Source organism: Rhodococcus globerulus NBRC 14531 (assembly GCF_001894805.1).
Classification (GTDB): Bacteria; Actinomycetota; Actinomycetes; order Mycobacteriales; family Mycobacteriaceae; genus Rhodococcus_F; species Rhodococcus_F globerula.
Window position 1 is genome coordinate 248,046 of record NZ_BCWX01000001.1, and the last position, 13,414, is coordinate 261,459.

Here is a 13,414-nt window from a genome sequence, read left to right on the forward strand (position 1 = left end):
CCTAGCGCTCGTCGCAGAATTCGGTGATCGGCAGGCCGACGTGGCGCGCCTCGGTGGGAACGTAGCCGAGCAGCTTGTCGCCCGGTTCCAGTTCGGTGACGTTGTTGACGCTGCCACCGGGTCCGAGCAGGCGCACGTGCCAATCGTCCTGCGCAATGACGTTGACGTTCTTGCCGTTCGGGGCAACTGCGGTGATCGAGATCAGCGGGCGCTTCTCGATCTTGACGCGGCCGATGCGTACTTCGCGAACACTGCCGTCGGAACGGACCGCGAGGATCGGCTGGCCCGCCTGAAGTTCGCTCACGTAGCGCGTGCGGTTGTCCGGAGCGAGGACGTAGGAGTGCACCGCGCCGGCGTTCCAGCGGAAGGGACGCGTCGGCATGTACGGCAGCGGGTGGGTCTCGCTGCAGGAGAGGAACATTCCGGTGGAGAACGAACCGATCAGGCAGCCTTCGTCCTTCTCGAGCAACGAGCAGGTGTCGATGCAGGCACGATCGCCCATGCCGATGTGCTCGACCTTCGTGACGACAAGCTCGGAGAGCTCCATCGACTCGATCTGGTGATCGACGATTCGCGCGATGCGGACGACGTCGTCGGCGCTACGAGGTGCGAGCAGGAGTCCGTCGGAGCCGTGCTCGAGGACCAGCTTCACGATTTCGGCGTCTTCGACGTCGGTAACCGTGGTGACCGTGCGTCCGCCGGAGTTCTCGGCTGCGGCGATGACGATCTCGAGGGGGATCTTGGTCGGGTCGGTGAACGTGAGGAGCGTCCACGGCACCTCACGGACAACCTCGCACGCCAGCTGCAGGGTCGGTGCGTCGGAAACGACAACGTGGACGCCGCGGTCAGGGGTGTGGCCGATGTTGGGGGACAACGCGTCCGCGCGGTCGGCGACCACGACGAGGTCAACTCCGTCGTACGGGAAGTCCTCTGCCAGTGGAGCGTCGACGCTCAGGATGCGGCGCACGGTGGGGGGAAGGCCGTCGAAGGTCTCGATCTTGTCCGAGAGGATGCCGTCGATGCGATGGTGCAATGCGGCTTGCACAATTGCCGGCAGCAAGCTCTGCTCGACCGAACGGACGTCGAGCCAGGCGAAGTGGCCTTCGCGGCTGATCGGTGTCCGTCGACTGTCCGTGCCGGCCCCCGTCGCCGGGAGGATCTGGTCGGTGACGATAGTGCTGTCCATAGTTGGACACGTTCCCTTCGTTGGTTGAACAAGCGCGCGTGCGTGCGAGGTGGTGAAAACTGAAGATCAGGCAATCTCGAGTTCGGACCGGGATGCCGATTCCTGTGGGGAGTGCATCATCCGGGCCAGTGCAGAGGCCACCGCGTACGGATTGCGTGCCTCGAATACATTACGGCCGAAGCTCAACCCGGCAACACCTGAGCTCAGTATTTCGGCGCCGAGCGCGAGTGCGTGCGCGTCGACGTCTTCGAGGGGCGGGCCGCCCGCGACGCAGATGGGCAGCGGGCAGGACTCGGCAACCTCACGCATGGATTCGGGGGTGCCGCTGTAGTCGAGCTTGACCAGGTCTGCACCGAGATCGGTAGCGATAGCCGCCAGGTGCTTCAGTTCCGCCGCGTCCGACGGGAGATCACCACGTAGGGGACCGCGCGCATACATCATGGCCAGCAAGGGAACTCCGAGTGTTTCGCATTCGTGGGAGACCTTGCCGAAATCCTGGAGTTGCTCGCGTTCGGTGGACGATCCGATATTGACGTGCACGCTGACCGCGTCGGCACCGATGCGTAGCGCGTCCTCGACGCCGCCGACAAGAACCTTCGAGTCGAGGTCCATGCTTCGGGTCGTTCCCGCTGAGAGATGGACTATCAATCCCATGCGCGCGAAGTGGGCAGGGTCGACGTGTTTGGCGCGGCCGCGATGGAGAACTACGGCATTGGTTCCGGCCTGCGCAAGAGTGTGGACCAACGAGTTCGCGTGGTCGGCCATGCCGAGTGGACCGACGGTGACCGAATGATCCAGCGGGACGACGAGAGTGCGCCCGGTAGCGTAGTCGCTGATCCGGGAGAGTCGGATGGACTTACCGCCCGAGGACTGCGACTTCGCATAGTTGGGTGATGTGAACACCGAGGTTCTCCAATCGGGCATCGAACGTGCGGCTGACGTTCTCGAGTGCCTCCGCAATATTAGGGTAGGCTACACAAATGGATTCCATCGGGGTAGAGGCAGTACTGCGATCTACACCACAAACACCGTCGGTAGCACCGCAAATGCGTCATATGCGCCGCGACGCCGACGTGATGTCGAGTGCGGAAATGCACTCGTATCTCCGCAGGGTCGCATTGCCCGACGATAGCCTGACGAGTCCCGTCGACGCGTCCTTGTTGCGACGCATCGCCGACGCTCAGTTGTCCCGAATCCCGTTCGAGAATCTCGACATTCACCGCAAACGCCCGGTCGAGGTCTCGGTAGCTGCGATCGAGGAGAAGCTGCTCCGGCGTGAGCGAGGTGGAATCTGCTACGAACTCAACGGCCTGCTCGCCCGCGCTCTCCGCACCGTCGGATTCGACGCACAGTTGGTCGGCGCAGCCGTCGTCACTCCGAACGGGCCGGGGCTTCCACTAGGCCACGTCGCAATCGTTGTCGGCTTCGCAGGCGAGACGTGGTTAGTCGACGTCGGGTTCGGTGGCGACGCGATAGTGCACCAGGTCGACGCCGGCGCAGTCGCCGGATGGGACGTGCGCTTTCCTTCCGGCGCGTCGTACCTGACGGACGCGACCACGAGGCCACTCGCAGATTTCGCGGCAATGGCGTGGTGGCACAGCACCTCCCCGCTGGCCCGCTTCACCAGCGGAATCGTGTGCTCCCTGACCGAGGGCAGTGTGCGAAAGACACTCTCCTGCAAACCTGACGAGCAGTACCTGCTAGCCGTTACGGACGGGGCGCTACGCAGTGCCCGCGACCTGGACGGAGACGAAGCACTTGCCGTACTGGCCGCGGAGTTCGGCATCCGGTTGCCCGAACTTCCGCGACCGGCTCGATTCTGAAATACCTGATCCGGTAACTGCCGTTATGCCGGATACTGCTGTTATGCCGGATACTGCCAGGGACTGGGGAATGGCAGGCCCAGGTAGACCTCGCCCAGTGCGGACTGCTCGTGCTCGGACTCCACCCACCTGGTCAGGCGAGCGCGTCGCAGCTGCCAATCCAATGGATCTGCGGACAGCGAGTGCAGTGTTTCGGTAAGCATTGCGGAGAAGTGCTGTGCCTTCCAGATACGTGGAAGGCAGGTGCTCGAGTATGCGTCGAGGTGCTCACTGCCGCCGGTCAGGTAAAACGCACCGAGTGCATAGGACAGCGTGACTGCGTCGGACACTGCAAGATTGAGACCCTTTGCGCCGGTGGGGGGAACAATGTGGGCGGCGTCGCCGAGTAGGAAAAGCCTTCCGTGTTGCATGGTTTCGCACACGTACGAGCGCAACGGGGCCAGTGATTTGTCGAAGATCTCGCCGCGCTCGAGTACCGGGAAATCGTCACTGGCGCTGCGGAGTGTCAGCTCGTCCCAGATGCGTTCGTCAGACCAGTCGCCCAGGTCGGTGTCCGCGGGAACCTGCAGGTACTGGCGGGTGATGTTCGGCCCGCGCATGCTGTGCACCGAGATGCCGTTCTCATGCGCGCAGTACATGCCCTCGGGGGTGGTGGGGGTGGTGTGCGCCAGGATGCCCAGCCACGCAACGGGATAGGTCCTCTCGAACTCTCGGACCGAGTCTGCGGGAAGGTGTGCGCGGCTCACCCCGTGGAATCCGTCGCAGCCGGCGACGAAGTCCGCGGTGATCTCGAGCAATCCCTCTGGTGTCTGGACCTGCAGGCGGGCGCCGTCGGTGGTGGTGTCGATCGAACGTACCGAGGCCTCGAAGAGTAGAGGCTCGCCGCCCCCGACCCGGTCCGCAACGAGGTCGGCAACCAGCTTCTGCTGCGGATAGACGGTGGCGTGGCCGCCGACGAGCCTGGTGAAGTCGAGATGATGTGTGGTTCGGTCGAACCGAACATAGAACCCGTTGTGCACCATGCCTTCGCGAGTGATTCCGTCACCCACGCCGATTTCGTGCATGAGATCGACGGTGGGTTGCTCGAGGATTCCCGCTCGGGTTCGTGTCTCGATGTATGTGCGGTCGTGACGTTCGAGGACGATGGAGGAAATACCCTGTCGGTGAAGCAAAGCGGCGAGAGTCAGTCCGGCGGGTCCGGCACCGATGATCGCAACCTGAGTGTGCACGTGTAAGTTCCTTTGTTTGTCTTCGAGCGTATTCGTTGTTGCAATACCGGATCACCCGCACCTCGGCCACTGGATGTTATGTGACTGTCGACACACAAGCCCTCTAGGGCTTTGCTAAGGCTTGCCTATCTTCTACTCTAAGGCATGCAGTTCGACGAACTGCATGACCTCCCGAATCCAGTTCTTGGAGAGGGACATTGTCTGGGTGTGAGCCAGTGGCCAACACATTCTCCAGGCATCGGACTGTCAATATGAGTGGAGACGATCGTCGTGAGTACTTCGATACCGACAGGTGGCCCGGCTGCTGACATCACCGGAGCGACACCGTCCGAACCGGCATCCGGTAAGGGCGGGAACCGTCCGACCGTCTCCGTCATCGTCCCGGCCATGAACGAGGCAAAAAATTTGCCCTTCGTTGCGTCGCGGATGCCTACGGATATCGATCAGATCGTCTTCGTCGACGGACATTCCACTGACGACACCGTAGCTGTGGCCCGTGAATTGTGGCCGGATGCAACATTTGTCGTGCAGACCCGTTCCGGTAAGGGCAACGCCCTGGCCTGTGGATTCGAGGCATCGACCGGCGACATCATCGTCACCATCGACGCCGACGGTTCGACCGACCCCGCTGAGATTCCCTTCTTCGTCGAGGCACTGGTCGGCGGGGCCGACCTCGCCAAGGGAAGCCGATTTGTCGGCCGCGGTGGAAGTTCCGACATCACCGGATTGCGCAACGTCGGTAACAAGGGCCTCAACGGCTTGGTCAACCTCATCTTCCGAACAAAGTTCTCCGATCTCTGCTACGGCTACAACGCCTTCTGGCGCAAGCACATCCCGCTGCTCGAACTGGCGCCGGTCGAGTACCAGCGCGCGCAGTGGGGCGACGGTTTCGAGATCGAAACCGTCATCAACGTCCGTCTTGCGACGAGCGGCCTCAACATCGTCGAGGTCGGCAGCTTCGAGGGTCCCCGGATCCACGGACGCAGCAACCTCAACGCCTACAGCGACGGCATGCGAGTGCTGCGCACCATCGGTCAGGAATGGCAGCACTGGCGCGAGACCAAGACCATCCAGAAGAAGACCGCACAGGCTGACGTCCGCGAACTGACGCTGTGACCGCCCCCTCCGGCGACACCGTCGTATCGCCGGAGGCGGCAATCGCAGGTGACCCCAGCACGGAGGGTCTCAGCACGGAAGGTCCCAGTGCTGAAGGCCACAGCCTCGAGCGAAACAGTCTGGCGCTTACCGTTTCAGCGCTCTTGACCGGTGTTGTGGGTCTTGTCTACTGGGCGATTCTCGGACGCCTCTACCCGGCCCGTGAGGTCGGTGCTGCCGCGGCCGTGATCACCACGGCAACCATGCTCTCGGCTTTTGGCAACTTCGGTATCGGTGGACTCTTCGAACGCTTCCTCCCGCTTGCCGGGCAGCGCTCCAAGTCGATGGTCGGGGCGGGATTTGCCGTCGGTGCGGTGGGCGGCCTTCTCCTGGGCGGCGGATTCCTGCTGCTTGGCCCGACGTCGGAGATGTTCCTCCATCCGTTCGAATACTGGCTCTTTCCGGTGGTCGTGGTGGTGTTCTCCACGTTTGCCATGCTAGACCACACCGCGGTGGCGTTCCGCGAAGCCGGTTGGGCCGCAGGGAAGAACGTCGCGCACGCGATTGTGAAGCTGGTGCTTGCCGCAGCATTGGCGTTTACCGCTTCACACCTCGCCATCATCTGGACGTGGACGGTACCGGCGCTGATCGCCGCACTTGTTCTGGGCGTGATGGTTGCCCGGCGGCTACGCACGCCCGACTACCAGAGCGCGGCGTCGCAGTTGCCGCCTCGGCGGGAGATCGGTAACTACCTGGCCGGTTCCTACGGCATCTACGTGGTCAGTGCGCTTGCGCCACTGCTGCTCCCACTGATCGTCGTATCGCGAATGGGTGCCGACGCCAACGCGTACTTTGCAATCTCCTGGTCCCTGGTCACCGCCGTACTGGTCTTGATGACCATGCTGCTGGGGCCGTACGTTGCCGCGTCGGCAAGTAGTGATCCGACGCGCCTGTACGGTCTGACCCTTCGATTCTTTGCGATACTCGGTGCTGTCGCGTTGAGTGGTGTGCTGCTGTTTGCAGTGATCGCGCCCGTGATGTTGGACATCGTCGGTAAGCCGTACGCGGAGCAGGGAACTCCGCTGCTCCGCCTGGCTGCGATTGCGCTGGTTCCCGCGACAATAGTGGCCGCGTACACCGCGGTTGCCCGTGTGCGTCGCCGCTTACGCCTGGCGGTGGCAGTGCAGATCTGCAATGCGGCACTGATTCTCGGACTCAGTCTGGCATTGATCGACGAGCACGGACTTGTCGCGTTGGGCTGGGCGTACATCGTGGCTGAGTCTGTGTCTGCCGTGATCCTTGTTGTGCCACTTACCCGTGCTGTTCTTGTTATGCGGAGTGAATCTCAGTCTGTGAACTGAATGGCATCCGGTGACGGATCGTAGTAACCGGATTTCTGCATCTTCTCCAACTCGTCGAAGTCTGCCGCATACACAGTGACCCAGTCCACCTGTACGGCAACGTTGTCCGGGCGCTGCTCCGAGAAGTCGGAGCACGGTGTCATGCCCCAGTCCTCACGACGTTCACACGCTCCGGCCTCGGCTTGCAGGCCGAGCCACATGGGGACGTCCGGAACCATTGTCTCCGAATGTGCTTCGGCCCAGACTTTGCCGTCGAGCAGGTAGCGGACGATGCCAGGTCCCCACTCGACCCCGACGGTGTGCCACTCGGAGAAATCTCCCCCCGTGGATACACCCTTTTTGTCGTTGGTGCCTTTGTCGTCGACCCAGTGCAGGAAGGCGGACATCTCGTCGCGCGTGCCGCTGACGCTTTCTGCGAAATCGATCTCCGGTGGCCACTTCTCGTTCTGTGGCCAGAGCAGCATGTGGTACGAGATGTCGTCGCTGTTGTCGGCGCGCATTCGGATCTCCCAGCGCCCGTACTGCTGAGTGACCGGATAATTCGACACCCCTCCGGTGATCCATCCCGAATCGGTTCGTTGCGAATTCAGGTGGAGCAGACCGTCGTCGACCTGAACCATCGACGCATCCCATGTGCTGTTCGGATTGCCGCCTGGCTGGCCGCTGTAGGTACCCCAGTCGGAACCGAGATCACAATCGTCGAAATCATCGCTGAAGATCTGCTTCCAACCTTGCAGGTCACCGCGAGGAAGTGACACGCCACCAGGTGAGGATTCGGGCGCGCAGGGGTTCTCGGCCGGCGAATCGGTCGCGATCGTGCACGAGGTACACGATGCGATGAGGGCGAGCGCCGCGATAGTTCCGGCAGCGCGAAGCCGTCGACGGCTCATACAGCCATTGCGATCAGTCGCACGAAAGTCAGAGTCGCAGCGGTGATCACACAGACGGCAAGCGCAAGGCTGATCAGTTGGGCCGCGTGTCCGCGGCCGATGCTGCCGGTGGCAGGAACCTCACGTTCACGCAGGATCACGCCGGCGACCAGGAGAACGCCGGCGGCCAGGAAGAAGAAGATCGCAACACTCATGGGGACTCGAATTCGATAGCGGGTGCGTCGACACGGCGCAGGATCGTGATGCTCGGCTTTTCGATCATCGGGACGTAGAGGCCACTGTCGATGATAGCGGCCAGTTCGGCGTCGAGGTACTCCTGGGTCATTCCCTGCTGCAGCAACGCCATTCCGATGCCCTGGCTCGTGACGTACACGTACATGGGGTTACGTGCCAGAGCGCAACCGCTGAGGTCGTTGGCGCAGTCGTAGCTGTCGACGAACATCATTCGCGGCCCGAGCGGGTCCAGCGTCCGTCGCACACCGTTCGTGTGAGACGCATGGCTCCACGTCATGATCGTGGTCGACGGCGGAACCGCGGCGACAAACTGATCCGATACCGTGACCTGATCGGTTGTCGACGCTTCGAATGCGGTGTTCAGTCCGCGGTTTGTGGTCAAGAGTAATCCCAGCGAGACCAATGCCAAGGTTGCAGCGGCCGCCCGAACCCCGTAGGACGGTCGTGTCTTGCGCGGCCGCGTGTGATTCGCCGACGAGACCGGGTTGAGTGCCTTGCGGATCTGGTTGCCCGCATGTGCGAGGGCGACGGCGGCAAAGGGAGCCAGGACCGGGGAGGCGAGAACGAAGCAACGGATGATCATCTCGCCGCCGTAGCTTTGCAGCAGGATAAGCGAGAACGGCGCTGCGGCAACAGCTCCTGCCACGAGCCAGGTTCGTCGGTGGCGTGAGAGCACCCAACCTGCAAAGCCAACCACGGCGAGTATCCCCGACGCACCCATACGCAGGTACTGCATCTGCTGGTACGTGGGATCTCCGGTAATGCGCTCGCCCACACCGCGGCCCACGGAATTGCCGACCTGCCCGATCTCGCTGAAGATCGACTGGAGGTGGCCGATCCAGAAGTCGGTGGCGCCGTAGCTGAACCATGCCGCGAACACCAGACCCGCTGCCAGCCACATGGTCCGGTAGCGCGTTGCTCCGAACAGTGAGAATGATGCGAGGACCACGATGACGAGGATCGGGGTGATCTGGTGGCTGACGGTGGTGGCGACGATGAGGAGTAGCAGAACCGCGCCCACCGCGAGTGTGCGGAGTGAATCGAAACCGGGAACGAACCCGGGGGTGCGCCGAGGCGCCGAGACGATGAATCGACCGATCCCGGAACCGATTACCGGAAGCGGTGAGCGTCGAAGCTGCCACAACAGCGTCGCGAGGATGGTGGTGTAGAAGATCGTCGCGACGGCCTGCGGGGCGAAGTAATCCTGCTGGTACCAGTTGAAGAGTTGGTAGATGACCACAGCCAGCCAGGCGAGCCGAACGCGGCCGGTGATGGCAATCGCGATAGCGTACAGCGGAAACGCCAGAAGTGCACCCATGTACAGCGGCGCCCACAGAAGCAGCACGGTCGCGTCGGGAACATCGGCGACCGTGATCAGATGTGCCCCGGCGGAGAAGAATCCGGCCCAACTGAATCGCGCGTCGATCGAGTTGGGAAGGGTGCCGCTCTGGGCAAGAATGTTGATGAATCCGCGATGCACAAACGCGACCGGCACGGTGGTCTCGCCGGTGGCTACCGGAACGAGCATCGTGGTGTAGAGGATCAGCATGACGGTGTTTGCGGCCATCAACACGTGGTCGATCACGCGTCGACGCAGCGTGTACGCGATTGTGCCGCAGAGCGTTACCAGTCCGAGCACGTAGATCGGCCCGATTTCGGTGACGATGCCGAAGTGGCCCGCCGCCGCGACATCCAACCTTGCGGCCGCGACCACGAACAGGATCAGGGCGATCAGCAGTGCACCGAAACCGATTGCCCGGCTCCGGTCGACATAGCGCAGGCGCTGGCGTTCGCCGTTCGGCAGTCGGAAGTCAGACGGCACAGTGCGCGAGGCGCCGGCGCAGAGTGCGAGTGCGAGGAGCACCAAGATGAACTGAGTGCGCAGCGGACTCCACCACGAGGCCACCATCGTCAGTTGACTGGCCAGGATGGTGACGGCCAACGACACCGACACGATCAGGGCAGCCGAGAGCGCGCGGCCTGGAATGCGTAGCGCAACAACGACGGGCAGTCCGGGAACCAGGGTCATACCGGCAAGCGCGATCAGCAGTCGGATCGGCGCGGGCACGAAGTCGGCGATGTCGGTAGCCACGGCGAGGTTGAGCACGAACATGGCAACCGCAACTGCCATGCCGATTCTCAGGCAGATGCGGGGATTCCACCCGTAGTGGGGGAGCGGTGATGCAGGCTTACCCGGCCGGAGATCGATGATGTCTGTGTCGGTGTCTATTTCGGTGCTCATCGGCCGGCACCGACCCGGCGCGCATTCAGGTGGCTACGGACGAAGAGGACCGGTCCTGCAAGGTAACCCAGGGCTTCGAGGATTCGCAGGTGCAGCGGCCAATCGGACGGGAAGTCGATGTTCTTCGTGGACGTCGGCGAGATCAGCATGTGGATACCCCGTGGGATACGCGTGAGGATCGGTCGCGGTGATCCAGACAGGACGAACTTGGTCAACGATGCCGCCATGCCGGTGCCGTAGCCGTAGCTTTGCACCCGAAGTTCCGGCATGTTGTCACGGTGGTAGTGCCGCACAACGGCGTTCGGGTTGTAGGCAATAGCCCAACCGTCGAGGAGTGCGGCGCGGAAAGCGTCGAGGTCCTCACCGCCGTGGGTGGGGGTGCCGGTGCCGAGACGCTCGTCGAATCCGCCGATCGAGTGCAGGGCAGTCGATCGGAACGCCATGTTGTTGCCCGATCCGCACTCGCCCGCTGTGTAGGGGAAGAACGGACCGTGCGGACCGTACTCGCCGAGGGTGTCGTCTGTGCCGAGCGCAGTCTCTTCGCGAGAGTTCATCGCCCAGAGCGTTGCTACCTCACCCTTGTCGAAGACCTTTGCTTCCTCGAACCAGGCTTGTTCCCTGGTGTTGGATTCTGTACCGAGCACCCGGCCGGTCACGACTCCGACTGAACTGGTGTTGTCGGCATGGAAGCTGGTGACAATGCCCGAGATCCACCCGGGATCGGGGACTGCGTCGTCGTCGGTGAAGGCGACGATGCGGCCCTTGGCGCTCTGATGTCCTTTGTTTCGGGCCGCCGAGACACCGGGGATGGGCTGTTCCAGGATCGACAGGCGGGGGTCGTCGATGTCGGCCAGAATCCGCGCGGCCTCACTTCGGTGGGGACGGTTGTCGACTACCAGCAGTTCGATATTGCGGTGGTCCTGCGCCAGCACGGTGTGGACGGTGTTGAGCAACGAATCGCGACCGACAGTGGGAATCACAACGGTGATCAACTCGTCGGCGGCGACGGGTGCTTCGACCGGTTTTTCCACTGGCGCTTGTACTTCCGAGCTGGTGGTGCGACGGCCTTGGCGAATGGCCGCGGCCGCAGTGGCTGATGCGGTGACAAACAATCCGAGGATCATGACAAGAATCCGGGACACCGCGCTGATGCCGTTGCCCGTTACCGCGCCGCGGAGGTAGCGGAGAACCCCGGTGGTCAGAGTACGAATGACAAAACTTCGTTCGGCTGCGAGCCCGGCCTTGCCGCCCACCATGTCGGACAGCACGGCCTTGGAGCGGCCCTCGTGGCGGCAGCGACTGATGAAGTAGCGCAAGGTACTACGGGTGCGGGGAACAAAGTGGTCGACGGCAAACTCCTCGATCCGCACAACCTTGGATCCCGGGAATTGCTGTCGTAGTTCAATTCCCATGAGGGTTTCCTCGCAGCCGGCCGGCACTGTTCCGACGCGGCCCAGGCGGTCGGAGAAACCGCCGATCTTCTGCAATTCGGCACGGCGGACAGCCATGGCGGCGCCGATCGGGTTGCGGATCTCGGCGCCGTCGGCGGCAAGCCCGCGGTAGTCGCAGCCCACGACCCAGCCGAACTCGTCCGGGAACCACGATGGCGGGGCTCCTGCTTCCCACTTGGCGTGTACCGCACCGCCGACAGCGATAACCGAAGCGTCCGCGAAGGCGCTGCGAACGCTGTCCAGGGCTCCAGGTCGGAGCACCGCGTCGTCGTCGACGAACGCGACCAACTCAGTCCGCGCTGCCGCGACACCGGTGTTGCGGGCGCCGGACAGGCCGCGGGTCGCCGCGTTCGGAATCACGGTGATGCCACTCGGGAAGGCGGAAATCAGATCTGCGTGGAGTGCGTCGTTGTGGTCCACGATCACAATCAGTTCGTCCGAGTCCGGGCGAAGCTGCGCCTGGGCGCTGCGGATGCCGGTGGACAGCTGATCCAGACGGTCGTGGGTGTAGCAGCAGATCAATACGGTGATCCCGGGGACCAGGTGGGTCTGCGCTGTCAAGACGTACTCCGACGGGGTCTAGGCGGGGTGCAACACCACCCCTGGAAGGGCAGCCTTACCTATGTTATCGGACGTCCATGGGCTCGGGGCACATCGGGTCAGTTAACAGAAGACAAATAGGCAATCGGATCGGTGGCAGCGCACTCCAGGGCCGACGTCACCACCGCCTGCGCAAACACGTTTCCGTGGAACGACGCCGTCGTCGCGAGCGCACCTTCCACGATTGCCCACGTGAGCGTTATGCCCTCTGGGCCGACAGGGTCGTTGTGCGCCGAGTAGAACGGTGACGCGTCGGTGAGCCACGGAACCTGACCTTGTCGCGGCACCGGGCCGATGCTCGAAAACAGCAGCTGGGCCTGGGGATCTCGAGGGCGACTGATCGGATATGCGCCGGAATTGTTGATTCGCAAGCCGATTCGGGTCCGCATCATGTTCAGGGCGAGGTTCGCAACGGGCCGGCCCGTTGCCACCGCCTCGGACGTGGCCTCGTGGATGCGGCCGGGCGTCGGGTTCGCCCCCAGATCGAATTCGAGTCCGGAGACGAAGTTTCCCAACGGAACTCGACCTGCCGCAAGGTAGCGTCTGGCATCGAGGGTCACAGTTGCAACGGGATTGATGGTGAGCCCGGCGTCGGCCAGCGCGCGGTGCAGCACCGAAGCGGTCAGGGCGTACATCGACACCGACGGAAGATTCCGGTCCCGCCACATGCGCAACGACCGAACGGTGTCGGGATCAGTGGTGACCACGGCAGCAGTGCGGGCGGGCGTCCACGGTTCCACCGGCCCGGACTGTGTGGGACGCGGCGTCCGATCGAGTGACCGACGCAGCGCCCAGCCGCGCCGTGGATCCGAACCGTAGGTGCGTAGCGCGGCAGTGGTGATCCCCGAGCGCGAGGCACGCGACGGTTGCCACACCTGAGGATCGGCGGGGTCGATCATGCCGAGGATGACTTCGTTCATCATGAGCGTCAGAGCGACCTCACCGAGACCGTGGTTGTGGTCGGTGCGGAGATAGTTCCCGGCCACTGTGACGGTTGTGGGGTGATCCTCTCGTGAGACGTTCGACGCCGTATCGAGCAGGTCCATCGGGGAGGTCGGCGGATCGAGCCGAACTACTTCGGGGGCACACGATTCGGGATCGAATGTCCACCGATTGCCGTGCGCTGACGGTCTGAGTCCGAGGCGTGTGTGTGGCCCTGCTTCGGCCATCGTGCGAAGTCGAGCGGCAATGGTGGCGTCGTCAGGGAGATGTACGGGGCCGATGACGGACGTGATCCGCGTCCGGCTGTGCATCACGTCCAGATGGCTGACGCGAAGAGATGCTTTGGGGGATGGCGGCATTT

General features: G+C 63.1%; 11 protein-coding genes. 3 read left to right on the top strand and 8 right to left on the bottom strand.

The genetic code is table 11. The annotated features are described in order from the left end of the window. Window position 1: 1 nt before the first annotated feature. On the bottom strand, window positions 2–1,186 hold the full coding sequence (locus RG2_RS01015; protein WP_033231641.1) for a 3-dehydroquinate synthase II family protein: 1,185 nt from the start codon (window positions 1,184–1,186) through the stop codon (window positions 2–4). Window positions 1,187–1,252: 66 nt separating this feature from the next. After that, window positions 1,253–2,089, bottom strand: coding sequence for a 2-amino-3,7-dideoxy-D-threo-hept-6-ulosonate synthase (locus RG2_RS01020; RefSeq protein ID WP_033231827.1), 837 nt, complete (start codon window positions 2,087–2,089; stop codon window positions 1,253–1,255). Window positions 2,090–2,166: 77 nt separating this feature from the next. On the opposite strand from RG2_RS01020, the gene RG2_RS01025 reads away from it, so the two are divergent. Further along, complete coding sequence (locus RG2_RS01025) at window positions 2,167–3,009, top strand: arylamine N-acetyltransferase family protein (protein WP_051730265.1); 843 nt, start codon at window positions 2,167–2,169, stop codon at window positions 3,007–3,009. A 41-nt stretch (window positions 3,010–3,050) separates the two neighbouring features. Here the strand turns inward: RG2_RS01025 and RG2_RS01030 are convergent, their stop codons facing one another. Beyond that, entirely contained in the window at window positions 3,051–4,238 is a 1,188-nt protein-coding gene (locus RG2_RS01030; RefSeq protein WP_033231640.1) for a 4-hydroxybenzoate 3-monooxygenase, read from the bottom strand. 309 nt (window positions 4,239–4,547) lie between these two features. On the opposite strand from RG2_RS01030, the gene RG2_RS01035 reads away from it, so the two are divergent. Next, a complete protein-coding gene (locus RG2_RS01035) occupies window positions 4,548–5,354 on the top strand; it encodes a glycosyltransferase family 2 protein (RefSeq protein ID WP_230590013.1) in 807 nt (268 codons plus the stop codon). Further along, window positions 5,351–6,694, top strand: coding sequence for a lipopolysaccharide biosynthesis protein (locus RG2_RS01040; RefSeq protein ID WP_230590003.1), 1,344 nt, complete (start codon window positions 5,351–5,353; stop codon window positions 6,692–6,694). Before RG2_RS01035 ends, RG2_RS01040 begins: the two co-directional genes overlap by 4 nt. Here RG2_RS01040 and RG2_RS01045 read toward each other — a convergent pair. From RG2_RS01045 to RG2_RS01065, 5 genes are all read right to left on the bottom strand, one after another. Then, window positions 6,679–7,584, bottom strand: a complete 906-nt coding sequence (locus RG2_RS01045) for a glycoside hydrolase family 16 protein (protein ID WP_033231639.1) — start codon at window positions 7,582–7,584, stop codon at window positions 6,679–6,681. The two genes, RG2_RS01040 and RG2_RS01045, sit on opposite strands and share 16 nt — an antisense overlap. Further along, window positions 7,581–7,778 (bottom strand): hypothetical protein, encoded by a 198-nt coding sequence (locus RG2_RS01050; protein WP_033231638.1) that lies wholly within the window; start codon window positions 7,776–7,778, stop codon window positions 7,581–7,583. Before RG2_RS01050 ends, RG2_RS01045 begins: the two co-directional genes overlap by 4 nt. Then, on the bottom strand, window positions 7,775–10,060 hold the full coding sequence (locus tag RG2_RS01055) for a hypothetical protein (RefSeq protein WP_230590001.1): 2,286 nt from the start codon (window positions 10,058–10,060) through the stop codon (window positions 7,775–7,777). Before RG2_RS01055 ends, RG2_RS01050 begins: the two co-directional genes overlap by 4 nt. Next, on the bottom strand, window positions 10,057–12,072 hold the full coding sequence (locus tag RG2_RS01060; RefSeq protein WP_033231637.1) for a glycosyltransferase family 2 protein: 2,016 nt from the start codon (window positions 12,070–12,072) through the stop codon (window positions 10,057–10,059). Before RG2_RS01060 ends, RG2_RS01055 begins: the two co-directional genes overlap by 4 nt. Window positions 12,073–12,170: 98 nt before the next feature. Then, on the bottom strand, window positions 12,171–13,412 hold the full coding sequence (locus RG2_RS01065; protein WP_033231636.1) for a hypothetical protein: 1,242 nt from the start codon (window positions 13,410–13,412) through the stop codon (window positions 12,171–12,173). Window positions 13,413–13,414: the final 2 nt, after the last annotated feature.